This window comes from Phenylobacterium sp. LjRoot219, assembly GCF_964252995.1.
In the GTDB taxonomy this organism is placed as follows: domain Bacteria; phylum Pseudomonadota; class Alphaproteobacteria; order Caulobacterales; family Caulobacteraceae; genus Phenylobacterium.
In genome coordinates, this window is sequence record NZ_CAXUQI020000001.1 from 1217158 (window position 1) to 1233645 (window position 16488).

Here is a 16488-nt window from a genome sequence, read left to right on the forward strand (position 1 = left end):
AACTTCCGTGTCATCCCGGAAAGCGCGGCGCGCTTGTCCGGGATCTAAGAACACTGGCGCGCGGCTGATAGGCGAAGCGGCGCCGCAAGCGATTTCGTCTGCGGCGCCGTGTTCTTGGGTCCCGGTCTTTCGCTGCGCGAAAACCGGGATGACAGCCGTTTTTAGTGGTTCGACCAGACGCCGCCACGGCCGCCGCCGCCGCCGGAGCGCTGGCCGCCGCCACCGCCACCGCCACCGCCGCCGCCGCTACGGTTGCGGCGCGGACCCTTGAAGCCGGGCTTGTTGGCCTGGCTTTCCGCCGCCGGACGCTGCTGGCCGCCGCCTTCGTGGCGATGGTGGCCGGGCTGCGCCTTGGCCGGGGCGTGGTTGCGGTTGCGCTGCGGCTTGTGTTCGCCGCGGTGCGGTTGGGCCTTCTGCTGCGGCGGACGATCCGGCTTGCCGGCGACCTCCGGCAAGGCCGCGGTCGCCGCGCCCAGCTGCTTGTCGTTGCGGCGGTCGAACGAGGCGATGCGCTGGCGCGTCACCTTCTCGATGTCCTTCAGCAGGCCGCGCTCGTCGTCGGCGCAGAACGCCACCGCCGAGCCGTCGGCGCCGGCGCGGGCCGTCCGACCGATCCGGTGGACGTAGGCTTCCGGCACGTTCGGCAGCTCGTACTGGACGACGTGGCTGACCGCGTCGATGTCGATGCCGCGGGCGGCGATGTCGGTGGCGACCAGGGCGCGGACCTCGCCCTTCTTGAACTGCGCCAGCGCACGCTCGCGCTGGCCCTGGCTCTTGTCGCCGTGGATCGAGACGGCGTCGACGCCGACCTGTTCCAGGCCCTTGGCGACGCGGTCGGCGCCGCGCTTGGTGCGGGTGAAGACGATGACGCGCTTGAAGCCGGTGTCGTCGAACAGCTCGGCCAGCAGGGCGCGCTTGCGGGTCTGCTCGACGAACAGGACGCGCTGGTTGATCCGCTCGACGGTGGTGGCCGCCGGGGTCACCTCGACCTTCAGCGGGTCGGGGTTCAAGAGCTCGCCGGCCAGCTTGCCGATCTCGGTCGGCATGGTCGCCGAGAAGAACAGGTTCTGGCGCTTCTTCGGCAGCTGGGCCGCGATGCGTCGGATCGGCACGACGAAGCCCAGGTCGAGCATCTGGTCGGCCTCGTCGAGCACGAAGATCTCGACGCCCTGCAGGTTGATGGTCTTCTCCGACAGGTGGTCGAGCAGGCGGCCGGGGGTGGCCACCAGCACGTCGACGCCGGGGGCCATGGCCTTCATCTGGGCGCCGTACTTCACGCCGCCGAACACCACGGCGACGGAGACGCCCATGTGCTTGCCGTAGGACTTGAAGCTCTCGCCGATCTGGGTGGCGAGTTCGCGGGTCGGCGACAGCACCAGCACCCGGCAGCTGTTGCGCGGCGCGGGCTTACGGTTCTCGGCCAGGCGGTGAAGGATCGGCAGGGCGAAGGCGGCGGTCTTGCCGGTGCCGGTCTGGGCGATGCCCAGCAGGTCGCGGCCGGCCATGACGCCCGGAATGGCCTGCGCCTGAATCGGGGTCGGCTGGGTGTAGCCTTCGCCGGCCAGCGCCTTGAGCAGCGGCTGGGCGAGGCCGAGGTCGGTAAATTGGGTCAAGATCGAACTTTCAGATATGCGCGCAATCCGCCCGGCCGGAGTCCTCCGGGGGCGTGGAACGCGGGGTCGTTGGGAAGCGCCCCGCGTGATGGGCGATCTATGAGAATACTCTCTGCGCTCGACAGGCTGAGCCTCAGATGAGGCTCCACGCGGCTGGAGCGCCGATAGCGCCAGCTAACCCAGCGCACCGCCCGGATGAGTTATTCTCGGCTGGAAGTCAACCCGCACCGCGGCGTTCCGGCGCGATGTTGCGCAATTGTCGCGTCTTGCCCTAGTCGAGTTTGGATTATTTTCGGCGCATAGCCGATGAGCATTCCACTCATCTCGAAGCGGGAAAGTCCGCCGCGGAATTGTGCGGCGAGCCTGTCGCCCTCTCATCTATGCAGGCGCCGCCTTTATTATGACGGACGCGCCGCTCGACGAGCTTTTTAGCGCCTTGCCGGGCCAAACCATGACGGGTGACGAGGCTTTTGCTGCACGCCCGGGCGCCTCTGGCGCTGCTGGCGTTGCGGCGACCGCTGTTGCCTTTTCGGCCCAGGCCGGAGATGGAGCGGACATGTCCGGCAAGCCCATCGTCCTCGTCTCCGCCGCCGCCCTGATCGATGTCGACGGCCGCGTGCTGATCTGCCAACGCCCCGAAGGCAAGCAGCTAGCGGGGCTGTGGGAGTTCCCCGGCGGCAAGGTCGAGCCCGGCGAGACGCCGGAGGCCTGCCTGATCCGGGAGCTGGAGGAGGAACTCGGCATCCAGGTGGCCAAGGCCTGCTTGGCGCCGTTCGTATTCGCCAGCCACGAGTACGAGAGCTTCCACCTGCTGATGCCGCTCTATCTCTGCCGCAAGTGGGAGGGGCAGGTGACCAACCGCGAGCACAAGGCGATGGCCTGGGTGAAGCCGAACAACCTCGGCGACTATCCGATGCCGCCGGCCGACGCGCCGCTGGTCGCCTGGCTGCGGGACTGCATCTGATGCGCCAGGCCGCGCACACCCTGGGCGTCAGGACGCGCGGCGCGGGCCTGGTCGAGATCACCCGGGAGGTGGCCGGCTGGGCGCAGGCGCAGGGGATGACCACCGGCCTGCTGACGGCCTTCTGCCGGCACACCTCGGCCTCGCTGCTGATCCAGGAGAACGCCGACCCGGACGTCGCGCGCGACCTCGAGGACTATTTCGCCCAGCTGGCGCCGGAGAGCCCGGCCTACCGGCATCAGGACGAAGGTCCCGACGACATGCCCGCCCACCTGCGCGCGGCGCTGACCCAGGTGCAGCTGTCGATCCCATTGGTCGGCGGCCGGCTGGCGCTGGGGACCTGGCAGGGGATCTGGCTGTTCGAACACCGCACCCGCCCGCACAGCCGCGAGGTCGTGCTGCACCTGTTGGGCGAGTAGGGGCGGACGAACGCCCCCTCCGTCTCGGCGCTGCGCGCCGATCCACCTCCCCCGCTTCGCAGGGGAGCAAGTAGCTCCCCCGCGTGCGGAGGAGCTGTCAGCGAAGCTGACCGAAGGGGCGTCGGGCCTACCGGCTCGCCACCCGCCGCGAGGCGGGCGCGCGGGCGGCGTCGGCGACGCAGCTGGCGGGCTCCATCATGGCGTGCTGGCCCAGGCAGTAGATGTCCTCGTACTGCGGCCCGGCCGCGGCCAGGCATTGGTAGAGGTTCAGCTTGGCGACGCGCAGGCACATGCCGCTGCGCGGCTCCGACAGCAGCGCCTGGCCGCGGCCGATCTCGCCCAGCACGCTGAGCGCGGCCAGGGCTACCCCGCGAGCGACCACCGGGCTGGCGCCGCCGCCGCGGCGGCCGCCTTCGGCTACCGCCTGGCGCAGGCTCGCCTCGTCGCCCGACGCCGGCCGGTAGCCGGCGCTCGATATGGACTTCACCCGGTTCAGCCGGCCGCGCGGATCGGCGACCTTGGCCTTCGACCAGGATTGGCGTTGCACGCTGTAGGCGGCGGTCTTCACCCGCTTGCCGGAGTCGCCCAGGCCGTCGCCCTGGCGGGCCAGCGCCGCCCGGGCGCGACCGGCGGCGGCCTCGCCGCCCGGCAGGCTGAGCGCGGCCGACGGATCGGCGGTCAGCCGCCGCGCGAGATCCCCGCCGCGGCCGGCGCGCTGCACGCCGGCGACGAAACTCGGCTCCTGCAGCGCGGCCACGGCGGCGTAGGCGATCATCCCGGCCTCCAACTGGCGGGGGTCGTGGCTGGCGCCGACCTGCAGCGCTGCGCTGACCTCGCCGGCGTCGGAGAAGCTCGGGTCGATGCCGCGCGCCCGGCGCATGAAGCTCTCGAAGGCCATCGCCTGGGTTTCCAGACGGCCGGCCGGCGGGCCGGCCGGGCTGAGGCCGGCGTGGCGTTCGCGTGGCGTGTCGGTGGCGCAGCCCGCCAAGGCCAGCGCCGTCGCCGCGGCGAGTGCGCCGAGGCCCTTCAGATTCCTGGAATTCACAATAGACCCCCGCGGACAGGAGCCCCCCTCTGGCGCTGGATCGGACCTAGGTCCGTCAGCGCCGCCCGGGATCAGTGTTCGGCGGCCGGGGTTGCTGCGGGGTTAAGGGGGACGCCTAACTTGCGGGTTCCTTTAACCGCTCCTCCCGGCGAAGGCCGGGATCCAGGTGCAGGCCGCAGCGCGCGGGACTGAAGTGACGGCGCTTTCTGGAGCCGTCAGCGCCCGTCATCTGGGTCCCGGCGTTCGCCGGGACGAGCGGATGGGGGCGGGACCTGCGCCGGCTGCCGGCGACCCCATCGGCGTCCAGCCGGTGAGGGTGAGGATCTCGAAGGTCGCCGGGACGCGGCCGTCGGGGCCACCGAAGCGCTCGACATAGATCTCGCAGGCCCGCGCCAGCAGCGTGCGGGTCAGCGCGCGCGGGTGGCGCTCGGCGAGCACGCTAGTCTCGCCCATCTGCCGCAGGTCGGCGAGCAGCTTCAGCGGGTGGGCGTAGGTCACCGTCACCCGGTCGACGTCGGCCACCGGCTGGACGAAGCCGGCGCGCTGCAGCAGGCCCGCGGCGTCGGCCGCATCGGCGAAGGGCGAGACGCGGCTGCCGGCGCCGCCGAGGATCTCGGCCTCGGCGGCGACCAGCGACTGGCGCAGCTCGGTGAGCGTCACCCCGCCGAGGAAGGCGCCGATGAACAGGCCGTCCGGTTTCAGCGCGCGGCGGACCTGGATCAGCGTCCCGACCACGTCGTTGGTCCAGTGCAGGGCCAGGGTCGAGACCACCAGGTCTAGGCTCTGGTCGGCGAACGGCAGCCGTTCCTCGTCGGCGGTCAGACGCAGGCCCGGGCGGCCGGTCAGCATGGCGTGCGACAGGTCGGTCTCGATCAGCAGGTCGACGCGGGCCTGCGCCTCGCTGCCGGCCAGCGCCTCGCGGAAGCTGCCGCGGCGGGCGCCGAGGTCGACGGCCACGGCGAAGTTGCGCATGATCGGCTCCAGCCGTTCGGCGACGTCCTGGGCGGCGCGGCGCTTCAGGAAGTCGGCCGCGGTGAAGCCGGGCGCCGCGCGGCTCAGGCGCTTGCGGTGCAGGCTGCGGTCGAACAGGCGGGGCGGGGCGGACATGGGCGCGGAACATGGCCAATTCGGCGGAGAATGGAAGCGCGCCTTCCGCGGAAGTTGGGCGCGCGCCCTGGGCGGGGCGGTCAGCGGCGCGCTCGACCTGATTCTGCCGCGCGACACGCTCGACGGCGAGGCGCGGGTCGGCGCGCACGGCCTGCCGGTCGAGACCTGGCAGAGGATCCATTTCCTCGACGGTCCGGTCTGCGACGGCTGCGGCGCGCCGTTCGACTACGATCCCGGGCCCGGGGTGCGCTGCGCGCCGTGCATGGCCCGGCCGCGGGCGTTCGACGCGGCGCGGGCGGCCTGCCTCTACGACGAGGTGTCGCGCGATCCGATCTTGAAGCTGAAGCACGCCGACCGCACCGACCTGGCGCCGATGTTCGCCCGCTGGCTGTCGCGCGCCGCGGCCGAGCTGCTCGAGGAGGCCGAGGCGATCGCGCCGGTGCCGCTGCACCCGGCCCGGCTGCTGCGGCGGCGCTACAACCAGGCGGCCGAGGTCGCCCGGCCGCTGGCGGCGCTGGCCGGGGCCGACTACCTGCCCGACGCGCTCATCCGCCGCCGCGCCACCGACAGCCAGGGCGGCAAGTCCGGGGCCGGCCGACGGCGCAACGTCGCCGGGGCCTTCGAGGTGCCGGAGCGCCGCCGCGCCCAGGTCGCGGGCCGGCGGATCCTGCTGATCGACGACGTGATGACCACTGGCGCGACGGCGGAAGGCTGCGCCCGGGCGCTGAAACGGGCAGGGGCCGTGCGCGTAGATGTCGCGGTGCTCGCCCGGGTTAAAGAGGCCGCGGGACTCACCATATAAGTCGCCAACTGGAGAACTTCGTTAGGCGGCCATGCCCCAAGTCACCATCTACACCAAGCCCTATTGCCCCTATTGCGTCCGCGCGCTCGCTCTCTTGGAAGAGAAGGGCGTCGAGTTCACGGAAATCGAAGCGGGCTTCGATCCGGAGAAGAAGCAGGAAATGATGCGGCGCTCGGGCCGGATGACCTTCCCGCAGATCTTCATCGGCGATCAGCACATCGGCGGCTGCGACGACATGATGGCGCTGGAGCGCGAGGGCAAGCTCGACCCCCTGCTGCAGCAGCGCGCGGCCTGAGGCCCCTAAAATAGCTCCTCCCCCTCGCAGAGGGGGAGGGGGACCACGCGCCGAAGAGCGCGCGGTGGAGGGGGCAAGCCACAGGCGGATCCCCTCCGCGTCACCAATTGAATGTCATAAGCGCCGGGTCCCCGGCTCGCCCCCACCACCGCCCGGTGTTCCCCGGGCGGTCCCCCTCCTCCGCGTTGCGGGGGAGGTAGTTGCGGTGGAGCCGGTGCTAGCGCCGCAGCGCCGGGCGGATGCGGCCCGGCGTCGGGTTGTTCGCCGCGCGGATGGCGGCCATGTCCTTGGCGGCGCCGTAGAGCCAGCCTTGCGCCATGTCGACGCCGGCGCGGCGCACCGCGTCCTCGGCGTCCTGGGTTTCGACCATCTCGGCCAGGGTGCGCACCCCGAGCTCACTGCACATCTTGACCAGATGGCGCACGAAGGTGGCCTCGCGGCCGCCGTGCTGCAGGTCGCGGATGTAGCGGCCGTCAATCTTCACCACGTCCAGCCGGAGCTGCTGTAGATAGGCGAGCGACGCCGCGCCGGCGCCGAAGTCGTCGAGGCAGATCTCGCAGCCTTGGACGCGCAGCGCGTGCAGGTGGCGGTCGGCCTGGGCCAGGTCGTCCAGCGCCGCGCTTTCCGTCAGCTCAAACATCAGCCGGCCGCGGGCGCGTGGCTGGGCGGCCAGCAGCGCGCAGGCCTGCTCGACGAAGTTCGCGCTGCCGATCGTGCGGCCGGAGACGTTCACCGCCAGCCGCAGGCCGGGCTCCTCGTCCAGCACGCCGATGGCGCGTTCGAGGATGGCCAGGTCGAGCTGCTCGATCAGCTCCATCTCTTCGGCCATCCGGATCAGCGGGAAGGGGCTGCCCTCGTCGCCGAAGCGGACCAGCGTCTCGTAGTGGTGCAGCGCCCCGTCGCTCAGGCTGACGACCGGCTGGAAGACGAGGCGGAAGCGCTTTTCGCGGATCGCCTCGCCCAGCGCGCCGACCTCGTCGAGCGTCCGCTGCATGGCCTGGCTGAGGGCGTCCGACAGGTCGGCCGGGGCGGCGGAGTGGCCTTCGCGCAGGTAGGCGTCGAGCGAATAGCGCAGGGCGCGCACCGCGTGGCGCGAGCCGCCCTCGGCCTTCAGCGGGATCACGTCGGCGCTCGGCCGGATGTCGTCGCCGCCGAGGTTCATCAACCGCGCGACCCGGCGACTGAGCGCCGCGGCGTCCTCGCCGCGCGAACGGACCAGGGCGAACCGGTCTTCGCCGAGCTCGGTGGCCGCCTGGCCGCCGTGGGCCTGGGCGCGCAGCACTCCGGCCAGCCGCGTCTCCAGCGCCTTGCGCACGTCGGGCGCGGACTGTTCGCGCACCGCGCCCAGCCCGGCCAGCTCGATGAAGGCCAGCTCGAGCTTGGCCCCGGTCGCCTGGGCGGTCTGCAGCAGGGTGGCGGTGAGTTCCTCGAACTGCTTGCGGTCCGGCAGGTCGGCGGCCAGCGGCACGGCGTCGGGATCGGCGAGCGACAGGGCGCAGGACAGCGCCTCGGCGTTTCCGGGCGCGCGGAAGGCGCAGAAACTGGCGGCGCGCGAGGCGCCGTCCTCGGTGGCCAGCCGGACGATCAGCGGTCCGGCGCGCTGGCCGACCTCGAGCCCGTCGAACAGGGCCTCCACCATCGGCTGGTCGGCGGGGTCGACGAACACGCGCCACGGCTTGCCGAGCAGGGCTTCTTCCAGCCTGCCGGAAATTGCCTCGCTCGCGCCTAGCGCAAAAGCGATCCGGCCCTCGGAGGTGATCTCCAGGAGCAGGTCCGCGCTTGCGAACGCAAAGCCGAGCAGTCGGTGCGACCCGATCGACAAGCAGGGGCTCCCTTCGACCTCAGCGGGCGAAGCTAGCGGTTCGGGCTTAACCCGGGGTTGCGGGACGATATGAACAGAGGGTTTCGATCAGTACCCGTCGGCGACCGGCGGCTCGGGGACGTATTCCGGGGCGTACTCCGGCGCCGGCGGCGCAGCTTCACGGTGCGAATCCTCTTCTCGGGGCGGATCCTCGGGCCACTCGGCGGGCGCGGTGGCCACGGGCGCGGTCGGCTCGTCCCACGGCGCGGTCTCGGACGAGGGACGCGCGGCGGCCTCCGCGGCGGCCGCGGTCGGGCGCTCGGCGGCGGGCTGCGGGACCCAGTCGCCCGACGTCTCGTCGGACGGATAGGCGGCGGTGTCCTCCGGTTCGGGTTCGGCCTCCTCGGCGGCCGGGATGTCGTCGGTCGCCAGCGGCGAAGCGAGGATCGGGGCCGCCTCGCCCTCGGTCCAGCCGAACTCGGCTTCCGAGCGCTCCGTCTCAGCCGGCTCGCTCCAAGCTGGCTCGTTCAAGCCGGCGGTTCCGCTAGGCTCGCTCCAGCCCGGCTCCGCACCGGCCGTTCCGCGAGGCTCGCTCCAGCCGGGTTCAGGCAGGCCGGCGGTCCCGCTAGGCTCGCTCCCGCTGGGTTCGCGCCAGCCGGGGTCGCTCCAGCCGGACTCGGTCTGCGCCCAGCTGGCGACGGGCGCGGCCAGCATCGCCGCGAGGGTGATCAGCAGGATCTTGCGCATACCAGCTCCTGAACGTGGAGCGGCGGCCCGTGGTTCAGCGGCGAGGCTGGCGAAGCGCCCGGACTCGCGCAAAGGTCAGGAACTTCCCCTGGCGGACGAGGCGGGCGGACATGGCGCAGTCGACGCTTCCATCCTGGTTCGGCCCCTTCGCCGCCCGTCCGCGGCTGGTGCTGGCGATCGCCGGCGGGGTCCTAGCGGCGCTCGGCCTGCGCTTCGTCGCCGGTCTGCAGCCCGTCGCGGCGACGTTGCTCGGCTGGGACTTCGTCTGCCTGGCCTATGCCTGGAGCGTGCTCGCGACCATGGCCCGGAGTTCGCCGGACGGCATCCGCGCCCGGGCCGCGCAGGAGGATCAGGGGCGGGTGACCATCCTGGCGGTGGTGCTGGTCGCCGCGGTCGCCGCCATCGTCGCCATCATGTTGGAGCTGTCCCAGGCGCGGCAGTCTGAGGGCCTGGCGCGCAGCCTGCACGTCGCCCTGGCCTTCCTCACCGTGGCGGCCTCCTGGTTCATGGTGCACCTGATGTTCGGCCAGCACTACGCGCACGACTATTACGACCAGCGCGCGAGCGGCGAGGGCGACACCGGCGGGCTCCGTTTCCCGGGCGAGAAAGAGCCAGACGACTGGGACTTCCTGTATTTTGCGGTGATTGTCGGGGTGGCGGCTCAGACGGCCGACGTTTCCATCACCAGCCGGAGCCTTCGGCGGCTGAACACGGTGCACGCCCTGTTCGCCTTCGCCTTCAACACGGTCATCGTCGCGCTGACGATTAACCTGCTGGCCGGCCTGGTGGCTTAGATCGCAATACATTGCAGAGGCGAGGGCCGGCCCTGCGGCCGGCCTCACCGTTCGCGCCGGCGCGAGGCCGGTTCGCTGAAGGGGCGTCCGCGATGCCGCGAACGCCCCGCCAGGATTTACGCTAGTGGGGTTTAGCCCATCACGCGCAGGTTGGTCGCAGAGGTCTTGCCGCTGCGCCGGTCCTGCTCGAGGTCGTAGGAGACCAGCTGGCCTTCGTTCAGGCCGCGCAGGCCGGCCTGTTCGACCGCCGAGATGTGCACGAACACGTCCTGTCCGCCGCCTTCCGGCTGGATGAAGCCGAAGCCCTTGGTCGGGTTGAACCACTTCACAGTGCCCGAACCGGCGCCCATGGACGCGCCCGGCTGACGGCTGCCGCCGCCACCACCGAAGCCGCCGCCGCCGAAGCCGCCGCCGCCGCCGAAGCCGCCGCGGTCACCGCGGTCGCCGAAGCCGCCGCTGCGCGGCGGACGATCGCCGAAGCCGCCCGAGCGGGGGCGCGCCGGAGCGGCGCCTTGGCCGGTCACGACCAGCCCGCCCGCAGACAGCTTGCCCGACCGCCGGTCCTGTTCCATCTCGAACTGGACCTGATCGCCTTCATTCAGGGCGCGCAGCCCTGCCTGTTCCACCGCCGAAATATGAACGAAGACGTCCGAGCCGCCATCGTCAGGTTGTATGAAGCCAAAGCCCTTAGCGGTGTTGAACCACTTGACCGTGCCCGTCGCCATTCGCGTGACCTAACCGATATAGAATCTGCGCCGTCCATCGACGCCCGGCCATCCCTTGTGACGAGCCGTGCGCGTTTTGTAGCTTGCGAATGAGCAGGAGGCCAGCCGCACTGTGACACAAGTCTGCAATCGCGTTGCCGCGTCTCCGCCCGCCGTTTGATGAGGCCTGGAAGCAACGCGTGAAAAGTATCTGCATTTACTGCGGTTCCGCCGCCGGAAATAACCCGGCGTTTCTCGAAGCGGCGACCCAGACTGGGACTTTGATCGCCCGGGCGGGGCTGACGTTGGTCTACGGCGGCGGCCGGGTCGGGCTGATGGGGGCGGCCGCCGACGCGGCGTTGGCGGCCGGCGGCAAGGTGGTCGGCGTGATGCCCGCCGACCTGGTCAGCCAGGAGATCGGCCACACCGAGCTCACCGAGCTGCGGGTGGTGAATTCAATGCACGAGCGCAAGTGGGCGATGGCCGAGTTGGCCGACGGCTTCCTCTGCCTGCCGGGCGGGGCCGGCACCTTCGAGGAGATCTTCGAGCAGTGGACCTGGGCGCTGCTGGGCTTCCACGCCAAGCCCTGTGGCTTCGTCAACGTCGCCGGCTACTATGCGCCGCTGCGCGCGGCGATCGACAACATGGTCGCCAACGGCTTCCTCAAGCCGGAGTACGGCGAGATGCTGATCTGGGCCGAGGACATCGAAGAGGCCCTGGCGCGGTTCGAGGCCTATGTCCCGCCAACGCCCAAGTGGAACGTGAGCCCGGTCGAGCAGCGGTATTGAGGTGTCCGAAGGAGCTCTTGACGGAGCGCCTGTCCCATCTTCCGCTCGTCCTGGGGGAGGCCGGGAACCAGATCGCGGGTGCAGAGGGGCCGGAGAGCGCGCTTGTATCCCCATAGGCTGCGGTTGGATGGGTCCCGGCCCTCGCCGGGATGAGCGGACGTTGGCTGGCCTTGGGCTTAAAGCCGGCCACCTCCAGCAGGGGGCTTACCCCTGCACCAGCACCGTCTTGACGTTGACGAACTCGTAGATGCCGAAGTCGGCGCACTCGCGGCCGTAGCCGGAGTGCTTGACCCCGCCGAACGGCAGGCGCGGGTCGGAGCGGACGTTGGCGTTGACGAAGCTCATCCCGGCCTCCAGCGCCTCGGCGGCGATGCGCTCGCCGCGCTCCGGGTCGCCGGTCAGCACCCCTGAGCCCAGGCCGAAGTCGGAGTCGTTGGCGATCTTGATCGCCGTGGCCTCGTCTGGCGCCTCGATGATCGCCGCCACCGGCCCGAAGAGCTCGTCGTCATGCGCCGGCTGGCCGGGGCGCACGTCGGTCAGCAGGGTCGCCGGATACCAGGCGCCGGGCTTGTCCGGGATCTGGCCGCCGCACAGCAGCCGCGCGCCGCCGGCGAGGCTCCTGACCACCTGGTCGTGGATCTCGTCCCGGGCGTGAACGCTGGACAGCGGGCCGAGCTTGGTCGCCGGGTCGTGCGGGTCGCCCATCGGGTAGGCGGCGAGCTTTTCGGCCAGGGCCGTCTCGAACGCCGCCTTCACCGCCTTCAGGACGATGAAGCGCTTGCCGGCGATACAGCTCTGGCCGCCGTTGACCATCCGCGCGGTGGCCGCGATCGTCGCGGCCTTGTCGATGTCGGCGTCGTCCAGCACCAGGTAGGCGTCGGAGCCGCCGAGCTCGAGGACCAGCTTCTTCAGCGCCCCGCCGGCGGCCTTGGCGACCTCGCGGCCGGCGCCGACGCTGCCGGTCAGGGTGACGGCGGCGACGTTCGGGTCGTCGATCATCGCCGCCACGTCGCGGCCGGGAATCAGCAGGCTGCGGAACAGGTCGGCCGGGAATCCCGCCTCGCGGAACACCTCCTCGATCGCCAGGGCGCAGCCCGGCACGTTGCTGGCGTGCTTCAGCACCGCGGCGTTGCCGGCCATCAGCGTCGGGGCGGCGAAGCGGAAGACCTGCCAGAACGGGAAGTTCCAGGGCATCACCGCCAGCACCACGCCGAGCGGATTGTAGGTGACGAAGGCCTTTGGGCCGCCGACGTCGACCGGGCGGCGCGCCAGGAAGTCGGCGGCCTTGTCGGCGAAGAATTCGCAGTTGAAGGCGCACTTCTCGACCTCGGCGAGGCCGTCGGCGTGCGGCTTGCCCATCTCGTCGGTCATCAGCCGGGCGAACTCCGGCGCGCGCCGGCGCAGCACCTCGGCGGCCTTGCGCATCTGCGCGGCCCGCGCCTCGATCGGCGTCAGCCGCCACTTTTCGAAGGCGCTGCGGGTGCGGGCGATGATGGCGTGGGCTTCGGGCCGGGCGTGACCTTCATAGGTGCGTCCCGGCTGGCCGGTCGCCGGATCGACGACGGCGAGATGCGGCCTAGGGTCTGTCGAACTCGCTGGCGGCCTGTGCTCGTTCATGTCCGTGCCTTTCGAGCCTCGGTCCGGGGACTTGTGCCCCGGACGGCGCGCGAACGCTGGACCAAAAGATCACCAGCGCCGGCCTTCGGCGTTCACCAGGACGATCTCGCCGACCGGCGCGGCCTGGCCGCGGGGCAGGATCTGGATGCGGTCGGCGGCGACCCCGTGGGTGGTCAGGTAGTCGCGCACCCGCTCGGCCCGGCGGCGGGCCAGCGAGTCCTGATCGGCGGGCGTGCCGTGGGTGTCGGAGTCCGGCTTGATGACCACGCGGATGGCGGGGTGGCAGGCGATCCACTGGGCGGAATCGATCAGCGGCTGGCTCATCGCCTCGGTGAGGTCGGTGTCGTTGAAGGCGAAACCGACCATGACCGGCGAGACCGCGTTCAGCGGAGTCTGCGGACAGACCGGTCCGGCCGCAGTTGCACGGCGGGCGTGGACTTCGGCCACGGCCTGGCTGGGCTGCGGCTGGATCTCGGACGTCGTGCAGCCGGCGAGGACGACGGCGGCCGCAAGCCAGGCGGCGACGAGGCGAAAGGGCGGGGCGACGAGCATGGTCTGCGACCTACAACCGCGGGCGCGACAAGGCTAGGCGGGATCGTCGGCCAGTGCCACAGCCGATGAATTCTATCCAGGGTGGCGCCAGGCGTCGGAGCGCGGGCCGGTAGGCAGACGACGCATGGGTTGTGTGCCATCCTGACCAACTGTGTGAGGTTGCAAGTGTCCCGAGCTGGCGAGACGTATTCGGCGATCGGCGTGGCGGGCGGCCAGCGGGGCGAGACGGACGACCAGGTCGTATTGGTCTTCGACGGCCCGGCCGGCCCGCTGGAGGTCGCGCTGCCCGCCGCCGAGCTGATGGCGCTGCTCAGCGTCTGCGTCGGCCTCGCCGGCCAGGCCCTGCCGCAAGGCGGGGAAGCCGACCATCCGACCATTCCTGTCGCCGACTGGCGCGTCGGGGTGACCGCCGACGCCGCCGTGCTGGGGCTCGCGCCGGAACCGGGCGGGGCGCTCGCCTTCCATCTGACGCCGCAGCAGGCCGGCCAGATCGCCGCCGCCCTCGGCCGCGCCGCGGCGCTCGCCCAGTCGGCCGAGGCGCCGGCGCAGGGCGGCCACTAGGCGGTTCGCTCTCGAAATTCCGCCACCAAGTCCTTCATCGCCCGGCTTGTCCGGGCGATCCAACCCAAGGCGCCAGCCACTGCTGATGCCGAACGGCGTTGGGATGGGCGGCCCGCATGAAGCGGGCCGTGACGGAAAGGAGTGAGGCGGGCCGGCGCCTCCAGGCGTTGAGCCGCGGCCGTACGCAACCGGCGTGGAGTCGCGTCGCCTCAATGTTCTCGTTATGTTCTGGATCATTCAGTTTAGCGAGAGCGTTGCGATGGTGCGTCAGACCTACGTCGGCCTTCCCGATCCATTGCGGGAGTTCGAGAAGCTGCGGCCGTTCGTGGTCCAGCTGCGGGCGATGCAGCGCTGCTGCAAGCCGTTCGGCCGCGACTACCACGCCATCGCCGTGACCCTCGACGCCCTGGAGACCACCGCCTACCACTTCACCCGTCGCCCGCACTTCTACGGCGACGGCGGCGATCACCGCTGAGCGAACTACATCCGTCATCCCGGACGGCCTGAAAGGCCGATCCGGGACCCAGGGGCCGTGCGCACCGCCCCTGGGTCCCGGCTCTACGCTGCGCTGCGGCCGGGATGACGCAATGGGTTGGGCGTCGTATGCGTCGGCTTTGGCCGGGGATTGATGAGCTGGCTCTATTACGCGGTCGCCGCGCTGGCGGAGATCGCCGGGTGCTTCGCCTTCTGGGCCTGGCTGAAGCTCGACCGCTCGCCGCTGTGGCTGCTGCCGGGGATGGCCAGCCTGGCGCTGTTCGCCTTCGTGCTGACCCGCGTCGACGCCGCCGCGGCCGGCCGCGCCTACGCCGCCTACGGCGGGGTCTATATCGCCGCGGCGGTGCTGTGGATGTGGCTGGTGGAGCAGAAGACGCCGGACCGCTGGGACCTGATCGGGACCGGGGTGTGCCTGGCCGGCGCGGCGCTCATCCTGCTCGGGCCGCGCAGCGCCTGAGCGATACCGGGCGAACCGCGGTTGGCGCCACTTTCGACAGGGCTGTAGGGTGTTCCCAACCAGACAAGAACGGAGGACGCCGGGATGAAGCTCGCCTTTCCATTGCCCCACATGCTGCGGCTCAAGGCGACGGTCCAGCCGTGGGAGGCGAGCGTCACCGGCGCGGACCAGACCCGCATGGCCAAGCGGGCCGAGGCGCTGGGCTACGACATGATCGCGGTGCCCGAGCACCACATCATCCCGCGCGAGCACGTCGAGCTGTCCGGACCGCACTATTTCCACGCCGCGACCGCCCAGGCCTACATCGCCGGCGCGACCGAGACGATCCGGCTGAACTCCTGCATCACCATCCTGCCGCTGCAGAACCCGATCGTGCAGGCCAAGCAGCTGGCCACCATCGACTGGCTGAGCAGCGGGCGGGTCACGGTCACCTTCGGCGTCGGCTGGCTGGAGCGCGAGTTCGAGATCCTCGGCGTGCCGTTCCACGAGCGCGGCAAGATCGCCGACGAATACCTCGAGGCGATGGTCGAGCTGTGGACCAAGGAGAACCCAGAGTACGAGGGCAAATACGTCTCGTTCAAGGACGTGGCCTTCGAGCCGAAGCCGCTGCAGAAGCCGCACGTGCCGATCTGGATGGGCGGCGACGCCGACGCGGCGCTGAAGCGCGCGGCGCGGTTCGCCAGCGGCTGGTGGCCGTTCCTCACCAAGCCGGAGAACATTGCGGCGCGGATCGACTTCATTAAGTCGCAGCCGACCTTCAAGGGCGGCGACTTCGAGGTGATGTACGGCATGTCGACCGCCCGGGTCGGCGAGGGCCACGTCGTGCTCGACGACCCGAATTCGCGGCCCGGCATGCCGGCGCAGGAGATCGTCGACCGGCTGAACTACTTCCGCGAGCTCGGCGTCACCATGAGCTCGGTGCCGATGCCGGCGGTGCAGGACATCGAAGCCTATCTCGACTACGCCCAGTGGGTGATCGAGGAGATCAAGCCCAAGGTGCGCTAAAGAGCGCCGCCCGCCGCCCGCCGCCAGCAGAGGAGACGCCATCCGTGCCCGAGTCGTCCGCGCCGCCCGTCTTCGACGCGGCCTTCCAGGCCCGGCTGCACGATCTGTTCGTCTGGCGTCGCGACGTGCGGCGGTTTCGCACCGACCCCGTGCCGGACGGCGCGCTCGAGCGGCTGATCGCCGAGGCCTGCATCGGGCCGTCGGTGGGCTTGAGCCAGCCCTGGCGGTTCGTCATCGTCGACGATCCCGCGCGGCGCGCGGCGATCATCGACAACTTCCAGGCCGCCAATCGCGAGGCGCTGGACAGCTATTCCGGCGAGCGGCGCGCCAGCTACGCGCGCCTGAAGCTCGCCGGCCTGCAGGAAGCCCCCAGCCAGTTCGCGGTCTTCGTCGATGAGACCACCGCCGTCGGCCATGGGCTCGGCCGGCGCACCATGCCGGAGATGCTGCGCTACTCGGCGGTGGCCGCGATCTGCCAGCTGTGGCTCGCCGCCCGCGCGGAGGGCGTCGGCATGGGCTGGGTCTCGATCCTCGACCCGGACCGGGTGCGGCGCGACCTCGAGGTGCCCGCCGACTGGTCGCTGATCGGCTACTTCTGCCTCGGCTATCCGGCCGACCCGTCCGACGCGCCGGAGCTGGTGCGGGAGGGCTGGGAGCGGCGGCGATCGGCCGAGGAGCTGATCCTCCGGCGGTAGAGCTAGCGGTCGCTTTAGAACCGCTCGCCC

General features: G+C 71.1%; 19 protein-coding genes and 1 pseudogene. 11 read left to right on the forward strand and 9 right to left on the reverse strand.

The window, feature by feature from the left end:
* Nucleotides 1-161: 161 nt before the first annotated feature.
* Nucleotides 162-1613 carry a DEAD/DEAH box helicase gene (locus ACSQ14_RS05950; protein ID WP_436010704.1) on the reverse strand — a complete coding sequence of 484 codons (1452 nt, stop codon included), beginning with the start codon at nucleotides 1611-1613 and terminating at the stop codon, nucleotides 162-164.
* Between the two features lie 556 nt (nucleotides 1614-2169).
* On the opposite strand from ACSQ14_RS05950, the gene mutT reads away from it, so the two are divergent.
* Entirely contained in the window at nucleotides 2170-2577 is a 408-nt protein-coding gene (gene mutT / locus ACSQ14_RS05955; protein ID WP_436010706.1) for an 8-oxo-dGTP diphosphatase MutT, read from the forward strand.
* Nucleotides 2577-2993, forward strand: coding sequence for a secondary thiamine-phosphate synthase enzyme YjbQ (locus ACSQ14_RS05960; protein WP_436010708.1), 417 nt, complete (start codon nucleotides 2577-2579; stop codon nucleotides 2991-2993). The genes mutT and ACSQ14_RS05960 overlap by 1 nt, the downstream gene beginning before the upstream one ends.
* A 127-nt stretch (nucleotides 2994-3120) precedes the next feature.
* Here ACSQ14_RS05960 and ACSQ14_RS05965 read toward each other — a convergent pair whose 3' ends face one another.
* Both ACSQ14_RS05965 and ACSQ14_RS05970 read right to left on the reverse strand, forming a co-directional pair.
* Nucleotides 3121-4038 carry a hypothetical protein gene (locus ACSQ14_RS05965; protein ID WP_436010710.1) on the reverse strand — a complete coding sequence of 306 codons (918 nt, stop codon included), beginning with the start codon at nucleotides 4036-4038 and terminating at the stop codon, nucleotides 3121-3123.
* Nucleotides 4039-4263: 225 nt separating this feature from the next.
* Nucleotides 4264-5145, reverse strand: coding sequence for a methyltransferase domain-containing protein (locus ACSQ14_RS05970; protein ID WP_436010712.1), 882 nt, complete (start codon nucleotides 5143-5145; stop codon nucleotides 4264-4266).
* On the opposite strand from ACSQ14_RS05970, the gene ACSQ14_RS05975 reads away from it, so the two are divergent.
* Nucleotides 5144-5947, forward strand: coding sequence for a ComF family protein (locus ACSQ14_RS05975; RefSeq protein ID WP_436010714.1), 804 nt, complete (start codon nucleotides 5144-5146; stop codon nucleotides 5945-5947). The genes ACSQ14_RS05970 and ACSQ14_RS05975 overlap by 2 nt on opposite strands.
* 31 nt (nucleotides 5948-5978) lie before the next feature.
* A complete protein-coding gene (gene grxC, locus ACSQ14_RS05980; RefSeq protein WP_436010716.1) occupies nucleotides 5979-6242 on the forward strand; it encodes a glutaredoxin 3 in 264 nt (87 codons plus the stop codon).
* Between the two features lie 217 nt (nucleotides 6243-6459).
* Here grxC and ACSQ14_RS05985 read toward each other — a convergent pair whose 3' ends face one another.
* Nucleotides 6460-8064, reverse strand: a complete 1605-nt coding sequence (locus ACSQ14_RS05985) for an EAL domain-containing protein (protein ID WP_436010718.1) — start codon at nucleotides 8062-8064, stop codon at nucleotides 6460-6462.
* A gap of 87 nt (nucleotides 8065-8151) precedes the next feature.
* Complete coding sequence (locus ACSQ14_RS05990; RefSeq protein WP_436010720.1) at nucleotides 8152-8790, reverse strand: hypothetical protein; 639 nt, start codon at nucleotides 8788-8790, stop codon at nucleotides 8152-8154.
* Nucleotides 8791-8900: 110 nt separating this feature from the next.
* Here ACSQ14_RS05990 and ACSQ14_RS05995 point away from each other — a divergent pair, with 110 nt between their 5' ends.
* Nucleotides 8901-9584, forward strand: a complete 684-nt coding sequence (locus ACSQ14_RS05995; RefSeq protein WP_436010722.1) for a DUF1345 domain-containing protein — start codon at nucleotides 8901-8903, stop codon at nucleotides 9582-9584.
* Between the two features lie 131 nt (nucleotides 9585-9715).
* Here the strand turns inward: ACSQ14_RS05995 and ACSQ14_RS06000 are convergent, their stop codons facing one another.
* Both ACSQ14_RS06000 and ACSQ14_RS06005 read right to left on the reverse strand, forming a co-directional pair.
* Nucleotides 9716-9934, reverse strand: a complete 219-nt coding sequence (locus tag ACSQ14_RS06000; protein WP_436015371.1) for a cold-shock protein — start codon at nucleotides 9932-9934, stop codon at nucleotides 9716-9718.
* Between the two features lie 168 nt (nucleotides 9935-10102).
* A pseudogene (locus ACSQ14_RS06005) lies at nucleotides 10103-10309 on the reverse strand (cold-shock protein); the annotation flags it as partial.
* Between the two features lie 179 nt (nucleotides 10310-10488).
* On the opposite strand from ACSQ14_RS06005, the gene ACSQ14_RS06010 reads away from it, so the two are divergent.
* Nucleotides 10489-11076: a TIGR00730 family Rossman fold protein gene (locus ACSQ14_RS06010; protein ID WP_436010724.1), complete on the forward strand. Its 588-nt coding sequence runs from the start codon at nucleotides 10489-10491 to the stop codon at nucleotides 11074-11076.
* A 204-nt stretch (nucleotides 11077-11280) separates the two neighbouring features.
* On the opposite strand, the gene ACSQ14_RS06015 is transcribed toward ACSQ14_RS06010, so the two are convergent.
* On the reverse strand, nucleotides 11281-12693 hold the full coding sequence (locus ACSQ14_RS06015) for an NAD-dependent succinate-semialdehyde dehydrogenase (RefSeq protein WP_436010726.1): 1413 nt from the start codon (nucleotides 12691-12693) through the stop codon (nucleotides 11281-11283).
* A gap of 69 nt (nucleotides 12694-12762) precedes the next feature.
* Entirely contained in the window at nucleotides 12763-13245 is a 483-nt protein-coding gene (locus ACSQ14_RS06020) for an OmpA family protein (protein ID WP_436010728.1), read from the reverse strand.
* A gap of 165 nt (nucleotides 13246-13410) precedes the next feature.
* On the opposite strand from ACSQ14_RS06020, the gene ACSQ14_RS06025 reads away from it, so the two are divergent.
* The 5 genes from ACSQ14_RS06025 (at nucleotide 13411) to bluB (ending at nucleotide 16458) form a co-directional block, all read left to right on the forward strand.
* The gene (locus ACSQ14_RS06025; RefSeq protein ID WP_436010730.1) at nucleotides 13411-13806 is read left to right on the forward strand and encodes a hypothetical protein; all 396 of its coding nucleotides are present in this window, start codon (nucleotides 13411-13413) and stop codon (nucleotides 13804-13806) included.
* A gap of 259 nt (nucleotides 13807-14065) precedes the next feature.
* Nucleotides 14066-14281, forward strand: a complete 216-nt coding sequence (locus ACSQ14_RS06030) for a hypothetical protein (protein ID WP_436010732.1) — start codon at nucleotides 14066-14068, stop codon at nucleotides 14279-14281.
* A gap of 150 nt (nucleotides 14282-14431) precedes the next feature.
* Complete coding sequence (locus ACSQ14_RS06035) at nucleotides 14432-14758, forward strand: YnfA family protein (RefSeq protein WP_436015373.1); 327 nt, start codon at nucleotides 14432-14434, stop codon at nucleotides 14756-14758.
* A gap of 84 nt (nucleotides 14759-14842) precedes the next feature.
* Nucleotides 14843-15763, forward strand: coding sequence for a TIGR03619 family F420-dependent LLM class oxidoreductase (locus tag ACSQ14_RS06040; protein ID WP_436010734.1), 921 nt, complete (start codon nucleotides 14843-14845; stop codon nucleotides 15761-15763).
* Between the two features lie 44 nt (nucleotides 15764-15807).
* Nucleotides 15808-16458, forward strand: a complete 651-nt coding sequence (bluB, locus tag ACSQ14_RS06045) for a 5,6-dimethylbenzimidazole synthase (protein WP_436010736.1) — start codon at nucleotides 15808-15810, stop codon at nucleotides 16456-16458.
* Nucleotides 16459-16488 lie beyond the last annotated feature (30 nt).